17 protein-coding genes and 2 pseudogenes are annotated in these 15701 nt (G+C 70.9%); 6 read left to right on the forward strand and 13 right to left on the reverse strand.

Annotated elements, in window-relative coordinates; genetic code table 11:
* Positions 1-277 precede the first annotated feature (277 nt).
* Positions 278-2830 carry a SulP family inorganic anion transporter gene (locus ACFRAC_RS21080; protein ID WP_382925699.1) on the reverse strand — a complete coding sequence of 851 codons (2553 nt, stop codon included), beginning with the start codon at positions 2828-2830 and terminating at the stop codon, positions 278-280.
* Between the two features lie 290 nt (positions 2831-3120).
* Here ACFRAC_RS21080 and ACFRAC_RS21085 point away from each other — a divergent pair, with 290 nt between their 5' ends.
* On the forward strand, positions 3121-4485 hold the full coding sequence (locus tag ACFRAC_RS21085) for a hypothetical protein (RefSeq protein ID WP_382925702.1): 1365 nt from the start codon (positions 3121-3123) through the stop codon (positions 4483-4485).
* A gap of 52 nt (positions 4486-4537) precedes the next feature.
* On the opposite strand, the gene ACFRAC_RS21090 is transcribed toward ACFRAC_RS21085, so the two are convergent.
* Complete coding sequence (locus tag ACFRAC_RS21090) at positions 4538-5548, reverse strand: ATP-binding protein (RefSeq protein ID WP_382925704.1); 1011 nt, start codon at positions 5546-5548, stop codon at positions 4538-4540.
* Positions 5549-5693: 145 nt separating this feature from the next.
* Between ACFRAC_RS21090 and ACFRAC_RS21095 the strand changes: the two genes are divergently transcribed.
* Positions 5694-6518, forward strand: coding sequence for an oxidoreductase (locus tag ACFRAC_RS21095; RefSeq protein WP_382925706.1), 825 nt, complete (start codon positions 5694-5696; stop codon positions 6516-6518).
* Here ACFRAC_RS21095 and ACFRAC_RS21100 read toward each other — a convergent pair.
* Together ACFRAC_RS21100 and ACFRAC_RS21105 are read right to left on the reverse strand one after the other, a co-directional pair.
* A complete protein-coding gene (locus ACFRAC_RS21100; RefSeq protein WP_382925708.1) occupies positions 6500-6745 on the reverse strand; it encodes a hypothetical protein in 246 nt (81 codons plus the stop codon). The two genes, ACFRAC_RS21095 and ACFRAC_RS21100, sit on opposite strands and share 19 nt — an antisense overlap.
* A gap of 197 nt (positions 6746-6942) precedes the next feature.
* Positions 6943-7776: an HAD family hydrolase gene (locus tag ACFRAC_RS21105; RefSeq protein WP_382925710.1), complete on the reverse strand. Its 834-nt coding sequence runs from the start codon at positions 7774-7776 to the stop codon at positions 6943-6945.
* Positions 7777-8350: 574 nt separating this feature from the next.
* Between ACFRAC_RS21105 and ssd the strand changes: the two are divergent.
* The 3 genes and pseudogenes from ssd (at position 8351) to ACFRAC_RS21120 (ending at position 10859) form a co-directional block, all read left to right on the forward strand.
* A pseudogene (gene ssd / locus ACFRAC_RS21110) lies at positions 8351-9462 on the forward strand (septum site-determining protein Ssd).
* A gap of 304 nt (positions 9463-9766) precedes the next feature.
* Positions 9767-10372 (forward strand): annotated as a pseudogene (locus tag ACFRAC_RS21115) (ATPase, T2SS/T4P/T4SS family); the annotation flags it as partial.
* A gap of 235 nt (positions 10373-10607) precedes the next feature.
* Positions 10608-10859 (forward strand): hypothetical protein, encoded by a 252-nt coding sequence (locus tag ACFRAC_RS21120; RefSeq protein ID WP_382925713.1) that lies wholly within the window; start codon positions 10608-10610, stop codon positions 10857-10859.
* Positions 10860-10949: 90 nt separating this feature from the next.
* Here ACFRAC_RS21120 and ACFRAC_RS21125 read toward each other — a convergent pair whose 3' ends face one another.
* Positions 10950-11303, reverse strand: a complete 354-nt coding sequence (locus ACFRAC_RS21125; protein ID WP_382925716.1) for a DUF6415 family natural product biosynthesis protein — start codon at positions 11301-11303, stop codon at positions 10950-10952.
* Between the two features lie 177 nt (positions 11304-11480).
* On the opposite strand from ACFRAC_RS21125, the gene ACFRAC_RS21130 reads away from it, so the two are divergent.
* A complete protein-coding gene (locus ACFRAC_RS21130; protein ID WP_382925719.1) occupies positions 11481-11726 on the forward strand; it encodes a GntR family transcriptional regulator in 246 nt (81 codons plus the stop codon).
* 44 nt (positions 11727-11770) lie between these two features.
* On the opposite strand, the gene ACFRAC_RS21135 is transcribed toward ACFRAC_RS21130, so the two are convergent.
* From ACFRAC_RS21135 to ACFRAC_RS21170, 8 genes are all read right to left on the reverse strand, one after another.
* Positions 11771-12109, reverse strand: a complete 339-nt coding sequence (locus ACFRAC_RS21135) for a hypothetical protein (RefSeq protein ID WP_382925720.1) — start codon at positions 12107-12109, stop codon at positions 11771-11773.
* 328 nt (positions 12110-12437) lie between these two features.
* Positions 12438-12908, reverse strand: coding sequence for a hypothetical protein (locus ACFRAC_RS21140; RefSeq protein ID WP_382925722.1), 471 nt, complete (start codon positions 12906-12908; stop codon positions 12438-12440).
* Complete coding sequence (locus tag ACFRAC_RS21145) at positions 12901-13176, reverse strand: hypothetical protein (protein ID WP_382925724.1); 276 nt, start codon at positions 13174-13176, stop codon at positions 12901-12903. The genes ACFRAC_RS21140 and ACFRAC_RS21145 overlap by 8 nt, the downstream gene beginning before the upstream one ends.
* A 249-nt stretch (positions 13177-13425) precedes the next feature.
* A complete protein-coding gene (locus tag ACFRAC_RS21150) occupies positions 13426-13863 on the reverse strand; it encodes an AAA family ATPase (protein WP_382925727.1) in 438 nt (145 codons plus the stop codon).
* 6 nt (positions 13864-13869) lie between these two features.
* On the reverse strand, positions 13870-14154 hold the full coding sequence (locus tag ACFRAC_RS21155) for an HNH endonuclease (protein ID WP_382925729.1): 285 nt from the start codon (positions 14152-14154) through the stop codon (positions 13870-13872).
* Positions 14155-14172: 18 nt separating this feature from the next.
* Positions 14173-14742, reverse strand: coding sequence for a hypothetical protein (locus tag ACFRAC_RS21160; protein WP_382925732.1), 570 nt, complete (start codon positions 14740-14742; stop codon positions 14173-14175).
* A 194-nt stretch (positions 14743-14936) separates the two neighbouring features.
* On the reverse strand, positions 14937-15137 hold the full coding sequence (locus ACFRAC_RS21165) for a hypothetical protein (RefSeq protein ID WP_382925734.1): 201 nt from the start codon (positions 15135-15137) through the stop codon (positions 14937-14939).
* A 66-nt stretch (positions 15138-15203) separates the two neighbouring features.
* On the reverse strand, positions 15204-15620 hold the full coding sequence (locus ACFRAC_RS21170; protein ID WP_382925736.1) for a PASTA domain-containing protein: 417 nt from the start codon (positions 15618-15620) through the stop codon (positions 15204-15206).
* Between the last annotated feature and the right edge of the window lie 81 nt (positions 15621-15701).

The raw sequence follows: 15701 nt of genomic DNA on the forward strand, positions 1-15701 counted from the left end.
GACCCGAGGGCCCGCTGACAAGGGTCGACGGATAATTGGTTTAGACCTGTGCGGCCGGGTGTGCACCTGCTGTCGGCGCCGGGGGTCATCCGTTCCCACGGACGCCGTACGCACGCGGTTCAGGTGTGTAATCCCTTTCACACTCCGGCACCCAGCCCTGTGCGGACCCCCGCACGAGTCGCCCGGACGGCCCCGCCCCTCGCGGCCCCCGCTCCCGCGTCATGCCGCTCGCCGGATGCGCGGCCGCGCCGGGGGGCGGGGCCGCGCATCCGCCGGTTCAGGCCGACAGGTCGGCCGCCCCCACGTGGTCGAACACCTCGTCCTCCCCGCCTTCGGCCAGCAGGTACGCCTGCGCCTCCCCGACGTGGAAGTACATCCCGTGCAACTCCAGCTCTCCCGCCCGCAGGGCCCGGCTCACCGAGTCATGGGCGCGCAGATGCTCCAACTGCTGGATCACATTGGTCAGGCAGAGCTGCTCGACCGCGTCGGCCGCCGCCCGCCCGGCGAGCCTGGCCGTGGGCCGGCTCCTGTCGGCCATCCGGGCGACGCTCGGTCCGCCGTGCCGCAGCCATCTGCGGAGCGGGGTGTCCACGGCATCCTGGCCGGAGGCGAGCAGGGCCTGCATGGCCCCGCACCCGGAGTGCCCGCACACCGTGACGGACCGCACCCGCAGCACGTCCACCGCGTACTCGATCGCGGCGGCCACCGAGTCGTCCCCGCTCTCCTCGCCGGGAGGCGGGACGAGATTGCCGACATTGCGGACGACGAACAGGTCACCGGGGCCACTGCTGGTGATCATCGAGGTGACCAGGCGCGAGTCCGCGCAGGTGAGGAACAGCTGCGAGGGCTGCTGCCCCTCCCGTGCCAGCCGCGCCAGCTCGCCACGCACGAGCGGCGCGGTGTTGCGCTGGAACGCGCTGATGCCGCGGGCCAGTTGCCGGGCTGTGCCGGTGCTGCCGGTGGCGCCGATCGTCTCGGTCCCGTCGGCGGCCGGGTCGCCGGGGCCGGAGGAGGTCGTCGGAACCATCGGTGTCCCCGCCGATGCGGCGTCCGCGGTGAGTCGGTCGGTGAGCCCGGAGGGCTCGGTGTCCTGGGGTGCATGTGTCCCCTCGCCCGTGATGCCGGGGCGGGCGGGGGTGCTGGTCGGGCGGTCGGAGGTGCCCGTCTCCGGGATGGCGCACTGGTGGTTGCGCCACGGCGTCCACGGGTGGCAGCGGCAGCCGGACACGTCAGGTGTGCCCGGCCTGCCGTCCAGGTGGAAGCCCGCCGCTCCCATCGGTTCGCCGATCCGGACGCCGGCGCGGCGGCCGACCAGTTCGACGGTGCCGCCGTGCGCCGCCTGGGTGTTCTGCCAGTCCTGCAGGGACTCGTACGCGGCGTGGTCCATGAACGAGCCGTCCAACTCCACGACGGCGTGGGCACCGTGGGGGACGAGATGCAGGGTCCGGCTGAGCCGGGGCACCGCGAGGAACGTCAACTGCCCTCTGACGCGGACGTGATGGACTCCTCCCTCCTCGTGATGTGTGATCCGGGTGCGGGTCAGGCGGTGCAGGGCGACGGCGACGGCCATGCCGATCCCCAGCGTCACGCCTTCGAGGACGCCGACGAACACCACGCCGAGGGTGGTGACGACGTAGACGAGCACTTCGCGGTGGCGGGTCACCGTGCGGATGTGATGCAGGGACACCATCTGGATGCCGACGGCCATCACCAGGGCGGCGAGCGAGGCGAGCGGGATGAGCTCGAGGACCGGGACCATCAGCAGCGCGGCGATCACTACGAGAACGCCGTGCAGCATCGTGGAGTTCCTGCTGACGGCACCGGCGTTCACATTCGCCGTGCTGCGGACCGCCACTCCGGCGATGGGCAGGCCGCCGAGGGCGCCGGAGACGACGTTGGCGGCGCCCTGACCGAGCAGTTCGCGGTCGAGGTCGGCGCGGCCGACGCGGGCGGACAGCTCGGGCCGGGCGGCGATCAGTTTGTCCACGGCGACCGCGCCGAGCAGCGACTGCACGCTGCACACCAGCGTGATCGTGAGCACGGCGGCGATCAGGCCCAACACGGGGCCTTCGGGGAGACCGGCCAGGGCGTGGCTGCTCCAGGAGGGCAGGTCGACCTTGGGCAGGCTGAACCCGAGGAGTGCCGCGCAGGCGGTGGCCCCGGTGACGGCGACGAGGGGCGCGGGCACCGCCCTCAGGAGCCGTCCGGCACGGCCCGGAAGGCGGGGCCAGGCCAGCAGCAGCGCGAGGGTCAGCGCGCTCACCGACAGGGCGGCGGTCTGTACCTGGGCCAGCTGGGCCGGCAGGTCCCGCAGGTTGAGCAGGACCGAGCTGTGCGGGGTGCCGCCGAGCACGATGTGCAGTTGGGCCACGGCGATGGTGACGCCGATTCCGGCGAGCATGCCGTGCACGATGGCCGGGCTCACGGCGAGAGCGCCACGCGCCACGCGCAGGAGTCCGAGGCCCAGCTGGGCGACTCCGGCGAGGACGGTGATGGCACAGGTCGTGCGCCATCCGTAGCGCTGGATGAGCTCGGCGGTCACGACGGTGAGTCCGGCGGCGGGGCCGCTCACCTGGAGGGGGGCGCCGCCGAGCCGTCCGACGACGACTCCCCCGACGGCGGCGGCCACGAGGCCGGCCTGGAGGGGGGCGCCGGTGGCGAGGGCGATGCCCAGGGAAAGCGGGAGGGCGATCAGGAAGACCGCGATGGACGCCGATACGTCGGCGCCGGCGAGGCGGGGGCCGCGGCGCCGGCGCGGCGGACTGTGCGGCTCGTGGCTGTGCTCCTTTCGGTTGGCGTCGTCGTGGCGTGTGGGGGTGCAGGCTGACATGTTCCCGTCTCCTCCGGGGCAGCGCGGTCGCGGATCGTGGGGCTCCTGGCGGTGTGCCAGGGTCTGTCGCGGCCGTGTGGGCACGGCGTACAGCGGCGGGTGGTGACAGTCGGTAAACGAATCGTAATGGAGAGTAAAGGAAGGGAATAGAGTGTCCGAGCAAATGGACTAATAAATCCCTCTGGAGGATGAAGCCGCTGATTAGTCGGCTTGTCGTATTAATTCCACCTTCGACTCGTGCGATCTTGGCGGCGCCGCCGGACCCGAGAGAAGGAAGAAGGTGGAGGGACATGGCCGCCACCCGCAGGACCGCTCCTCACCGCGCCACCGCCACACCCGCCAGGTCGGCCACATCCCGCGGATGCGCCCCACCGCATCGGTCCGCCGTGCCCCGCAGGATCGCCGCGGGCACCGCGATCGCCGCCGTCTGCGCGGCGTCGCTCGCGGGATGCGCGATCGGTTCCGACCCGGACGGGCAGGCCGCGCCCGGGCCGCAGAAGCAGAAGCCGGTGGCTCCCGCCCCGAAGAGCGCGATCCGTCTGATCGGCGACGGCTCCACGGCGTACACCGGTGCGCAGCCTCATCTGCCGCGGCCGGCGAGGCTGAAGCCGGGCCAGAAGCCGCCGCAGTTCGTTGTGTTCTCGTGGGACGGCGCCGGTGAGGACAGCCAGAGGCTGTTCTCCCACTTCCGCAAGGTCGCCAAGGCCAACAACGCGACCATGACGTACTTCCTCAGCGGCGTGTACATGCTGCCGGAGGACAAGCGCGACCTGTACCGGCCGCCGCAGCACTCCCCGGGCCGCTCGGACATCGGCTTCAACGACCAGCAGGGGATCGCCGACACCGTGCGGCAGCTGCGCCTCGCGTGGCTGGAGGGCAACGAGATCGGCACCCACTTCAACGGGCACTTCTGCGGCAAGGGCGGCGGGGTCGGCGAGTGGTCGGTGAAGGAGTGGAAGGAGGAGATCACCCAGGCCAAGAGGTTCGTGAAGTCCTGGAAGACCAACACCGGGATGGCACAGGCGGACCCCCTGCCCTTCGACTACGACAAGGAACTCATCGGCGCCCGCACACCCTGCCTGGAAGGCCGCTCGAACTTCGTGAGGGCCGCCCGGGAGATGGGCTTCCGCTACGACTCCAGCGGCGTCAACAACCAGCTCTGGCCCACGAAGAACGACGGCATCTGGGACCTGTCGATGCAGCTGGTGCCGTTCCCCGGGCACTCCTACGAACAGCTCACCATGGACTACAACTTCATGGTCAACCAGTCCGGCGCCAAGACCCAGGGCGACCCCGCCAAACACGAGTTCTGGGGTGACCAGATGCGGGACGGGCTGCTCATGGGCTTCCAGCGGGCGTACCACGGCAACCGCGCCCCCCTGATCATCGGCAACCACTTCGAGTCCTGGAACGGCGGCACCTACATGCGTGCCGTGGAGGAGGTCGTCGAAGCCGTCTGCAACAAGCCCGACGTGCGCTGCGTGTCCTTCCGCCAGCTCGTCGACTGGCTCGACGCCCAGGACCCCGCGACCCTGCGCAAGCTGCGCACGCTGAGCGTCGGCGAGGCCCCGAGGCAGGGCTGGGCGTCCTTCCTGTCGGGCGGCGGCGCCCCGGCTCCGAAGGGAGTGCCGGGGGCGCCGCCGGCCGGGCGGTAGACCCGGCCGGCCGGCCGGCGGCGGAACGGGGCCGGACGGGCGGGCCGGTGGGTCAGGCGGTGGGGGACAGGGAGGAGTCCGCCCCGGAGAGCGCCACGAGGTGCTCGCCGAGGACGAACCCGGGGTCGATCTGCGCGGCCAGATCGGCCCCGGTGCGCTCGTTCCCCCAGGACTGGGCGTTCTTCAGGTGGAAGTGCACCATCTGACGGGTGTAGCGCTCCCAGTCGCGCAGCTCGTACGTGTCGTCGGCGGCTGTCCGCAGCCGGTGCAGAGCCGTGTGGTTGGCGTCCTCCAGGAGCTCGAACCGCGGCGGACGGCCCTTCTCCATGGCCCGCACCCAGTCCGAGTGCCCGACGGTCACCAGCAGGTCGTCCCCGACCTCGGCGCGCAGGAAGTCCAGGTCGTCCTGCCCCTGGACCTTGTTCCCGACGACCTTGAGGACGATTCCGTAGTCGCGCGCGTAGTCCCGGTACTGGCGGTAGACCGAGACTCCCTTCCGGGTCGGCTCGGCGACGAGGAACGTGATGTCGAAGCGGGTGAACATCCCGGAGGCGAAGGAGTCCGAGCCCGCCGTCATGTCGACCACGACGTACTCGTCGCGGCCGTCCACCAGGTGGTTCAGGAACAGCTCCACCGCTCCCGTCTTGGAGTGGTAGCAGGCGACCCCGAGGTCGGAGTCGGTGAAGGAGCCGGTGACCATCAAACGGACGGCGCCGCCGTCGAGTTCCACCGGCCGGGCGCAGGCGTCGTACACCGGGTTCGGCTCGCGCACCCGCACCAGCCGCGACCCCTCACCCGGCGGCGTCGTCTTGATCATCGTCGCGGCGGACGCGATGCGCGGGTTGTGGCCCCGCAGGTAGTCCTTGATCAGTGGCAGCCGCTCGCCCATCGCGGGGACCGCGGCGGCCTCCCTCTCGTCGAGGCCGAGCGCGGCTCCGAGGTGCTGGTTGATGTCGGCGTCGATGGCGACGACCGGCGCTCCGGCCGCCGCCAGATGGCGGATGAACAGGGAGGACAGCGTCGTCTTTCCGCTGCCGCCCTTCCCGACGAAAGCAATTTTCATGTTCACCAAGAGTAGTCGGAAGATAGCTGTACGTGGCAGGCGTGCCCGAAAGGCCACCCGATCGAGGGGCGGAGGCTGGCGCCTGGCGGGCGAGAAGCCGGACGGGGTGGCGGCCGGATCGCGGGCGGCGCGTAATGTCGTACTCATGAGTACGACAGGCGCGTCCGCCGATCCGCTCGCGGCCCTCGGGTCGCTCCCCGGTGTGCCCGAGGCCGTGGAGTCGGTGCGCAAGGCAGTCGACCGGGTGTACGGGCACCGGATAATGCGGCGCCGCAGCAACGAGATCACGTCCGAGGCGGCCCTGCGCGGCGCCCGTGGCTCCGCGGCGCTGTCCGGGGCGGACTGGGCGCTCGAGGAGGTGCGCCGGCGTACCGACTTCAGCGGTGACGACGAGGCGCGCGTGATGGGCGCGGCCCTGCGGCTCACCGCCGAGGCCGGTCAACTTCTGTCCATCTGGCGTCAGTCGCCGCTGCGGGTGCTGGCCCGGCTGCACCTGGTGGCCGCGGCGGACGGTGACGAGCGGGTCGGGCGGCCGCGGCAGGAGGGCGAGGCGGTCGACGAACCGCTGATCGAGCTGCCCCTGCCGAGCGCCGCGGAGGCGCACGGCCGGCTGGAGGGGCTCTCCGAGCTGATCATCGCGGGCGGATCGGCGCCCGCGCTGGTGACGGCCGCCGTCGTGCACGGCGAGCTGCTCGCGCTGCGCCCCTTCCCCTCCCACAACGGCCTGGTCGCGCGTACGGCCGAGCGGGTTGTCCTGGTCGGCAGCGGGCTCGACCCGAAGTCGGTGTGCGCCGCCGAGGTGGGGCACGCCGAGCTGGGCCGTGCGGCCTATCTGGCGGCGCTCGACGGCTACGTCTCCGGCACCCCCGAGGGCGTGGCGGCCTGGATCGCCCACTGCGGCAAGGCGGTCGAGCTGGGCGCGCGCGAGTCGATGGCGGTCTGCGAGGCGCTTCAGCGCGGAGCCGCGTGAGCGGCGCTTTGCGGCGTGGCGCGATGTGAATTCAGTGAGCCGCGTGAGTCGCGGAGAACCCGGACGACGAAATGCGGCGGTACGAAAAATCGTACCGCCGCTGGCATGTCCACCGCGTTACCAAGCGTCCTCGATGTATTGCCCATCAGGTCGGGAACATTGCCCGTCACCTGGTGCGGCTGGCCCGTATTCGACGGGTCGACGTCGCGTGGGTGCTCGATGTCCATGCTCGGTCCGTGGGGCCAAAATGCGTAGCTAAGGTGATCCTCTCGGATGTCCTTGGTCTCGCGGGCCGTTGAGTCCTTTGTACTCCGAACCGCAACCAAGCGGAAGACCTCGCTGCAGTTCTTTACTTTTACTCTCAAATACGGGCCAAACGGGCACCGATATCCGCACGTGACGAGAGAGGCGGCGGGCGCGCGGTTCAGGCGAGCGCCGTACGGCGCCGGCTGGCGTACCAGACGAGGCCGGCGGTGGCCGCGGCCGCGCCTATGGCGGCCGCCGCGACCAGGGCGGGTCGCGGCGGTACCGAGAAGGCGGGGAGGCGCTGCTTGAGCCGGACCGGCCGGTGGAAGTCGAGAATCGGCCACCCGCGCGCGAGCGCCTCGCGGCGCAGCGCGCGGTCCGGGTTCACAGCGTGCGGGTGCCCGACGGTCTGCAGCATCGGCAGATCGGTGGCCGAGTCGCTGTAGGCGTAGCAACGAGCGAGGTCGTAGCCCTCGGACGCGGCCAGCTCCCGGATCGCCTCGGCCTTGGTCGGGCCGTACGCGTAGTACTCCACCTCTCCGGTGAAGCAGCCGTCGTCGCCGACGACCATGCGCGTCGCCACCACGCGGTCGGCGCCGAGCAACTCACCGATGGGCTCGACGACCTCGGCGCCGGACGTCGACACGATCACGACGTCGCGGCCGGCCGTGTGGTGCTCCTCGATGAGGGACGCCGCCTCGTCGTAGATGATCGGGTCGATGAGGTCGTGCAGCGTCTCGGCGACGATCTCTTTGACCTGCTGGACGTTCCAGCCGCGGACCATCGCCGAGAGGTACTCGCGGGTGCGCTCCATCTGGTCGTGGTCCATACCGCCCACGCGGAAGACGAACTGCGCATAGGCGGTCCGCAAGGCGGCCCGGCGGTTGATCAGGCCGCCTTGGTAGAACGACTTGCTGAACGTGAGCGTGCTCGACTTCGCAATGACCGTCTTGTCCAGGTCAAAGAAGGCGGCTGTGCGGGGCAAGGAGTGGTTTTCCACGACCCTGAGCATAGGCGCAGCCCATTCGGCGTAAGGTGGGCGCGTGGGTTTGCTTGAGAAGGCTCTCGGGTACACCATGGAAGTCACGGATCGTTCGCGACCGTGCTAACCCGGTCCGACTCCTCCCCCCCCCCGAGTCGGCCGTGGAGACGACCCCCGCTCTCCCCCCCGGCGGGGGTCGTCGCATGTCCGGGGCCGTTTTCCCCTTACGAGCGTGGCCGCGAGGCCGAAGCCGGGCGGCTGTGGCCGCGCTTTCGGCATGCTTCTGATCCGTGACACTGTGTAATCGTCGCGCCACTGCGGGGAGATCGTCCAGAGATGGGTGCATGGCTCACCGGTTTGGGTGACGGTCATATTCACAACTACCGAGTTGTCCACAGTTATTGACCAAGATCCACACGATTTGCCGGATCGCTGCATCGTGATTCCAACGCGTCCCGGCGGTCCGACTTCATGGCCGGTTCCGGTTTGTCGGGCGTGATTGGCCGGTTCCTATCGGCCGTTCATGTGGGGGCCGCTTACCGGCTCTTCACACCTTTGGGAATGGCGTGGCCGCAGGGCCGCGCGAGCGATGCAGCGATGGGGGATGGAAACCGTGACCGCAGCCGTCACACACGATCCGCCGGAGCCCGCCTCCGGGCGGCCCGGAAAGCCGTTGATCGTCACCGAGGACGCCGACCTGCTCGACGACCTGCTGCGCCTGTGCGCGGCGGCCGGCGCCACACCCGAGGTCCACCACGGGGTGCCCGAGCCCTGGAGCAGTTGGGAGGCCGCGCCGCTCGTGCTCGTCGGCGACGACGCCGCCCGCCGGGTGCGCGGCGCCGGACGCCGAGGCGGTGTGGTCCTCGTCGGCCGGGACCAGGACGACTCGGGGGCTGGCGCCGGGCCGTCGAGATCGGTGCCGACCACGTCCTGATGCTTCCCGACGGCGAGCAGTGGCTGGTCGACCGGATCGCCGACGTCGCCGAAGGCGTCGGCCGGCCCGCCCTCACCGTCGGGGTCATCGGCGGCCGCGGCGGATCCGGGGCCTCCACGCTCGCGTGTGCCCTCGCCGTGACCGCCGCGCGCGAGGGACTGCGCACGCTGCTGGTGGACGGCGATCCACTGGGCGGCGGACTCGACGTCGTCCTCGGTGGGGAGGCGGTGGAGGGCCTGCGCTGGCCGGCCTTCGCCGGCTCACGCGGACGGCTGGGCAGCGGCGCCCTCGAGGAGTCCCTGCCCGAACTGCACTCCCTGCGGGTGCTCAGCTGGGACCGGGGCGACAGCGTCGCCGTTCCTCCGCAGGCGATGCGCGCCGTACTGGCGGCGGCCCGCCGCCGCGGCGGAGCCGTCGTCGTCGACCTGCCCCGCCGGATCGACGACGGTGTCGCCGAAGCCCTGGCCCAGCTCGACGTCGGCATCCTCGTCGTCCCCGCCGAGCTGCGCGCGGTCGCCGCGGCACGGCAGGTGGCCTCGGCGGTCCAACTACTGCTGAGAGATCTGCGCCTGGCCGTGCGAGGGCCCTACGCGCCCGGACTCGACGACCGGGAAGTGGCCCGGCTCCTGGATCTGCCGCTGGTGGGCGCGGTGCCGGTGGACCCGGGTCTGCTGCGGCCCCACGAGCACAGGGAGCCACCCGGCGCGGCGGCGCGGGGTCCGCTCGCCCGCTTCTGCCGGGAGTTCTGGGAGCGCGCGCTGTGCGAGGCAAGGGCGGCGTGAGGGGCGACATGGAGAGGAGGGCTGCGCTGTGGGAGAGGGAGGCGGTGGCCGGGTGAGTGCGGACGCGGCGCGCGGGGGCGCGGCGATGGTGTCGGCAGGGGGTGCGAGTGCGAGTGCACGGGCGCGGGTGCCTCGTTGGGCGGTGAGTGGTCCCGGTCGGCGGCCGGGGCAGGCGGGCGTGGGAGGGGGGCCGGAAGGTTCGGAAGGGTGGGCCCTGGGCGCCGGTGGGGTGCCGGCCCGGACGGCAGTCCGTGAAGTGGGAGCCCGGTCGGCTGGCGTGGGGGGCGCGCCCGGGCGGTGGGCGGTGAGCGGAGCCGGCGGCGCGGCGGACGTGCCGGCGGGGCTGCTCGATGGGGTGCGGCAGTGGCTGGCGGAGAGCGGGGCCGAGCCGACTCCGGCCCGGGTCGCGCAGGCCCTGCGGGAACAGGGCAGGGTGCTGGGCGACGCCGAAGTGCTCGGTGCGGCCGAGCGGTTACGGTCCGAGCTGGTCGGAAGCGGCCCGCTGGAGCCACTGCTCGCCGATCCCGCCGTCACCGACGTGCTGGTCTCGGCACCGGACCGGGTCTGGGTCGACCGGGGCGGGGGCCTGGAGCTGACCTCCGTGTCCTTCCCCGACGCGGCCGCCGTACGTCGTCTCGCGCAGCGCCTGGCCGCGGTGGCCGGCCGGCGGCTGGACGACGCCCGGCCCTGGGTGGACGCCCGGCTGCCCGACGGGACCCGTCTGCACGCGGTGCTCCCACCGGTGGCCGTGGGGTGCGCCTGTCTGTCGCTTCGGGTGGCGCGGCCTCGGGCGTTCAGGCTCGACGAACTGGTCGCGGCGGGGACGGTGCCGCCGGGCGGGGACAGGGTGCTGCGGGCCCTGGTCGGCGCGCGGTTGTCCTTCCTCATCAGCGGCGGGACCGGCAGCGGCAACCCAAAGATCCCTCTGAGACACCATTGACGAGTGATCACTTTGCGAGCGTCCGCGGAGTGATTTGGACGGCCTCTGACCTGCGGCTTTGCCTCCATCCTGGGCTGCCCGCGCTGCGGCCTTCGAATCCAAGGTGACCTCGTTTGCGGCTCCTGGTGGGACCAGTGGGGGAGGGGGGCGAAATTCGTTTCGCGGATTCCTGGCGTTGCCGCCGACGGCGAACCAGTCTGTCCTCATGACCAACCTGAAGATCGCCCTGGAGGCGGACGACGCATCGGGGCTTCTGCGCGGCGCCGACGAGTCCGGCATCACGGTTCATGCCTACGACGTCGAGGCCGGACGATTCCCCTTCCACCCTCGCGGGCACGACCACACGATCGTCTACGACGTGCGGCCTGACCTCGACTGGCCGGCGAGGGGCGTGAGCGGGAGGACGTGCCCGGACTGCGAGCGCGGCATGGCGGTCCGAGTCGCCCCGAAGGCGTAGGACATACGTCGGCCCCGGCCGGATCGGCGTCCGGCCGGGGCCTGGTCCCGCCCGCCCGGTAGTTCACGGGGTGCGGGGGCGGGCGGGGGATCAGGGGGACTCGTTGCCGAGGTTCTCGAAGTGGTCGCACAAGGCGTTCACCGATCGGGCCAGCTTGGTGGCGACGGTCCTGCGGACGGCGTCGTTGTCGCCCGGCCCCAGTCGCAGCCGCATCTCGGCCTCGCCGATGCATGCCAGCGCGCAGGCTCGGGGGATGGCGTTCTTCGGCAGCCGGGAGGCCCTGATCCCTACCTCGGGGATCAGCAACTGGATGTGCCCGCGCAGCTGCAGCGTGAGCGTCGCCAGCTCTTCAGGGGCAGGTTCCTGGGCGTCCTGGTCGAGCAGGCGGTGCGCCGCGGTGCGCATCGTGGCGATGTCCGGCGGTGGTACCGCTAGCCCTGCCACGGTGAATGGTCGGGATGTACCGTGCGGCATGTCGACTCCTCGTTAGTCGGCCACGCCCCCGGACCGTTCGCGCGGTCGCGGGGGTCTTTCGCGTCCGACGGTAACGCCACTTGTCAGGTGTTGTCAGGTGACGTCATACGACGCGAAGCATTGTCGTATGCCTCCTACGGTCGATATATGACCGTGGACCTCGACGGGCCTGAGCCCCTCTACGAGCAGATCGCTTCGGTCCTCGCTGCCCGCATCGCTGACGGCAGCTATCCGCCGCGGCGCCGCATCCCATCCGAGGCGGCGATCACGGAGGAGTTCAGCGTGAGTCGGCCGACCGCGCGGGCGGCCGTGCAGCTGCTCGTCGAGCGGGGCCTGGTCCACACCGTGCGCGGCAAGGGCAGCTTCGTGGTCGACTCCCCGCCCCGGACATGACGAAGCGGCCCCGCCCTCCCGGAAGGGAGGACGGGGCCGAGGTGTCAGGCTCCGGTGCTCATGTGCTCGCGCACTCGGTCGTGGATGTCTTCAGGCTCTGGGCTGATGCCGCGGTCCCGCATGCGGCTGATCAGCTTGTCCACGGTCCAGGAGTAGGCCAAGACCAGGCCGGACAAGCCGTCGATGCGGCGGTCCTGCCGCTCGATCTTCTCCTTCAGCTCGTCGCGGATTTCCTTGAAAGCCGTCAGGTCGGCCTGCCGCTGAGCCGGTTCTGCCGCGGCCTCTGCCGCGGCCCGCTGGGCCTCGGCGGTGGTGCGGGCCGCAGCACGCGTAGCCCGTGCCGCGAACAGGCCGGCGCCCAGCAGAGCCGCCGCGCCGAGCACGGAGCCTATGATCCCCGCCGCTACCCCCCACCCTCCGGTCACGGTCTCTCCCCTACTGCAAGGTGGGGCACCTCGTACTCCGGTACGCTCGCGGCCCACAAGATCATCCCTATGTGGCTGGTGGCGTACCAGCCGAAGACCGCCAGTCCGCGCGGGAAATCGCCAGATGCTGCCCCCCACAGAAACGCGCTCCCCCAGAAGAACGGCGGGACCAGGGCGGCGATGAAGCCCCACCGGTCCCGGCCGATCCGCAGCCACGCCGACCCGAACGTGATCGCCCCGCACACCACCCAGACCGACGCCCAGCAGCGCAGGTCAGCCCACCGGGTCAGTGCCTCGAGGCCCGGGGGGTCGGGCTCCGGGCTGAGGATGTAGCCCAGGCCGAAACACACCTTGCCCGCGCCAAGCAGCACGAGCGCCACGCCGCGGCGGCCCAGCCTGGCGTCTGACGGATGAGACGCTCGATCCGCTTGAAGGCGTTCTTCGCCGTCTTGAATTCGTGCGCGCTGTGGAGGATCAGTTCCTCGCCGCCGATGAACAGGCCCCACAGCTCGCGGGCTTCGATGATTCCGCCCTTGCCGTTCTGCCGAGGGACATTGACCGCGACCTCGAACGACGCCCAACTGCCGTCCGGCTTCTCCCCCATGCCGACCCGGAGCACGTGCTGCTGCCACGGATCCAGGATGAGCCCGGCCCGGGCCGCCAGGTCGATCGCCTCCTGGCCCGCCGTGGACACCACCGACGGCGCTACCTGGATCGGCGGCTCCTGCCAGCCGTACACCGGGCCGTCGTCAGCCACCAGCGGCCTGCTCGCGGGCGGACTCACGGCGCTTCTTTCGCTGCTCAGCAATGTCATCGACCGCGTCCCCCTTCACCTTGACAGGCGCGAGCTTGCGCAGGTCGGCCATGATCGCCCGGAGCTGGTGGGCCGCCTGCGCCTTCGCGCCGGGGACGTCCGTGCTGTCCATCGCCTTGGCGAGGTCGAGGGCGACGGCCGCCATTCCGGGCGAAGTCGACTCGGCCTCAAGATCGGCGATCTCCTCGGTGATCTTGTCAGCGACACTCATGATCACTCCCGGCCGTCACAGAGGGTGACGTCACGCACAGTGACGGTCTGCTAATTCAGTCGAACCGAGTTCACGGTGATTAGCGAGTGGATCGGGCCGCGCAAAAAATCGGGCGACAAGGGCGTTTGGGTCGCCCGGTCTCGCCCTGAAGTTTTGATCCACTCTCTCCTGGCCGAGCTTGATCACGTCCATCAACCGGGCTGCCCCAGCGGCGCCCCGCCCGGCGGCCACACCCTCGGTGACTCCAGGTCACCAGGCGCGGGACGCCTGCGGCATGGCCTCGCGTGGCTTGCCTCGCCGGGCGTTGTACCAGCGGGCCGCGACCCTCTGCATACCCGCATCCCGCATCGCTTCGATGCGCTGCATGACGACCGCTTCGCCTGGGTCGACCACGATCACGCGCGCCTTGAGCCGCTTGTACTTGGTCATGTGCTTGGCGCTCGGCATGGTGTGGATCAGGTAGACGTCGAGCTGGTCGAGGAGTTGGAAGGCCTCGTCCATGGCGGCGTACCGGGCGCGGTGGGCGACCCGGAGCGCGAGCGGATGCTGGTTCCACTGCGGTGCGCCGGGTCCGGTGAGCGCGGTGGTGATGCGGTCGAGGTCGATGACCATGTCGGTGGGCTTGGCGTGCGCGTCGATCCAGCTGGACTTGCCCGCGGCCGGCGGGCCGGTGACGACGTACAGCACGCTGCGTCACCACCTTCGTGAGGCGCGCTGTGGTGTTGCCCTGGGTGACGGTGCTGTGCGGTTGCCCTTGCTGCTGTTGCAGCGGCGGTGTGCGGCGCGGGCGTTGGCCTTGTCGAGCAGCGAGCCGCCGCGGCTGAGCGGCAGCTCGTGGTCGAGGGTGAAGGACAGCGGGTGGCGTGCGTCGAGGTCGTAGCCGATGTTGTGGCCGCAGAGCCAGCAGGGCAGGCGTTGGGCGCGGAGCCAGGTGGTGAGGCGGCGGTAGGGGCGCCCGTTGCGGGGGTTGCCGGCCACGGGCGCCTCCTCCTGGGTCTACTTGGGGACCGCCCACTCAGCGTTCCCAGACAGCGTTTCCGACGTGTAGAGGATGCGTTCGGGCCTCTGGTCCCCGGGGACAGCGAAGACCGTCTTCCCGCGCACGCATTCCCCCGCCTTCATGCGGGCTTCGTAGGGGTACTCGGGCTTGGGGAAGTCGCCGTAGGTGACGGTGCTGGGCTCGATGCGGGTTCCGTCGGCGTAGGCGAGGGCCCAGGGATAGCGGGTGACTCCGCTCTTGCCCTTCTTGAGGCAGGCCTTGATGTCGACGGCAGCCCAGACGTAGCCGTCGGTACCGAACTCCTCGTCGGCACTGATGGAGTTCTTGGCGACGTCCTGCTGGTAGCCCATGACGGTCATGGCGAAGGCGATGCCGTCGTCGGCTGTCCAGGTGAGCGTTTCTCCGAAGGCTCTGGGTGGCTCTGGTGTGGACTCAGAGGGCTTGGGGGTGCTGGTGGTTGCGGGTGTGCTCTTGCTCTTCGCGGTGGGCTCGTTGTCGGCGGTGCAGCCGGCGCTGACGGTTGCAGCGGCGAGTAGGGCGGCGACAGCGGCTCTTCGGACGTGCATGGTCCCCCCAGGACAGTCGTGATGCTGGGGGCATCATGCGTCGCGGGCGGGCGGCATGGGGGCTGCTGTGGCCGTCCTGTGACACGACGAAGCCCCAGCCGGTGAGCAGTCGGCCGGGGCTTCGTCGTGCGCCTGTGGTGCCGTCTGAGGGCACAGTTGTTCACCGAGATCGTGACACCCGCTGTGACCTGTGGTCAAGCAGCGTTGCGGTGTTGTCGCTTGACGGCGAGGGCGGCGACGTCTGGGACGGCGTACCAGGGCTGTCGTGGGCTGCCGCCGGAGCGGGTGAGCTGGCCGCGGCGGACGAGTTGGCGGACGCCGTCGAGGGTGATGCCGAGCTGTCGCGCGGTCTGGTGTGCGGTGAGGTGGCCGGGCCGGATCATCTGCGACTCCATGAACCCCATGATGCAGCGGGCCCCGCCGCGACGGGGTACGCGGCGGGGCCCGTCTCGGGGCGGGGTTCAGCAGCTCTCGCCGTCCTTGACCGCGTACAGCGTCACGGGAGTGTCCGTGGGGTGCGTGCCAGCCTCGGGCTCCTGGCTGCACACGGTCCAGTTGCGGTCGAAGACCTGCAGCCGCTGCTGGCCGCTGGCGTCCTGGTCGTCGAGGACGTAGAACCCGGCGGCCTGTGCTTCGTCTTGGGCGGCCTGGAGGTCCTGGCCGACGAGGTCGGGCAGCGTCGCAGTTTCCGCTTCGGCCTCGTCGGCGGGCGCGTCTGCGTCGGTCTCGGGCGTGCTCGTGTCCTGCTTCGTCTTGTCGCTGGTGTCCTCGGCGGCGGCGGACGGCTTGCTGGAGCCGGTGTCCTCGGTGCCTTCGCAGGCGGTGAGCGTGAGGAGCGCTGCGGCGGCGAGTCCGGCTGCGATGTTGCGGATGCGCATGGTTCCCCCCGGGAACTCTGGTGCTGGGGAGTCATCATCGCGCTACGTGTAGCTCGAATGTAAGTCGTGTGGCTGTTCTGT

The organism is Streptomyces sp. NPDC056628 (assembly GCF_042792555.1).
GTDB lineage: Bacteria > Actinomycetota > Actinomycetes > Streptomycetales > Streptomycetaceae > Streptomyces.

Coding starts and splice junctions, on each gene's coding strand:
- ACFRAC_RS21080 (WP_382925699.1), bottom strand. CDS start 2,830: ATGTCAGCCTGCACCCCCACACGCCACGACGACGCCAACCGAAAGGAG.
- ACFRAC_RS21085 (WP_382925702.1), top strand. CDS start 3,121: ATGGCCGCCACCCGCAGGACCGCTCCTCACCGCGCCACCGCCACACCC.
- ACFRAC_RS21090 (WP_382925704.1), bottom strand. CDS start 5,548: ATGAAAATTGCTTTCGTCGGGAAGGGCGGCAGCGGAAAGACGACGCTG.
- ACFRAC_RS21095 (WP_382925706.1), top strand. CDS start 5,694: ATGAGTACGACAGGCGCGTCCGCCGATCCGCTCGCGGCCCTCGGGTCG.
- ACFRAC_RS21100 (WP_382925708.1), bottom strand. CDS start 6,745: ATGGACATCGAGCACCCACGCGACGTCGACCCGTCGAATACGGGCCAG.
- ACFRAC_RS21105 (WP_382925710.1), bottom strand. CDS start 7,776: ATGCTCAGGGTCGTGGAAAACCACTCCTTGCCCCGCACAGCCGCCTTC.
- ACFRAC_RS21120 (WP_382925713.1), top strand. CDS start 10,608: ATGACCAACCTGAAGATCGCCCTGGAGGCGGACGACGCATCGGGGCTT.
- ACFRAC_RS21130 (WP_382925719.1), top strand. CDS start 11,481: ATGACCGTGGACCTCGACGGGCCTGAGCCCCTCTACGAGCAGATCGCT.
- ACFRAC_RS21145 (WP_382925724.1), bottom strand. CDS start 13,176: ATGAGTGTCGCTGACAAGATCACCGAGGAGATCGCCGATCTTGAGGCC.
- ACFRAC_RS21160 (WP_382925732.1), bottom strand. CDS start 14,742: ATGCACGTCCGAAGAGCCGCTGTCGCCGCCCTACTCGCCGCTGCAACC.
- ACFRAC_RS21165 (WP_382925734.1), bottom strand. CDS start 15,137: ATGGAGTCGCAGATGATCCGGCCCGGCCACCTCACCGCACACCAGACC.
- ACFRAC_RS21170 (WP_382925736.1), bottom strand. CDS start 15,620: ATGCGCATCCGCAACATCGCAGCCGGACTCGCCGCCGCAGCGCTCCTC.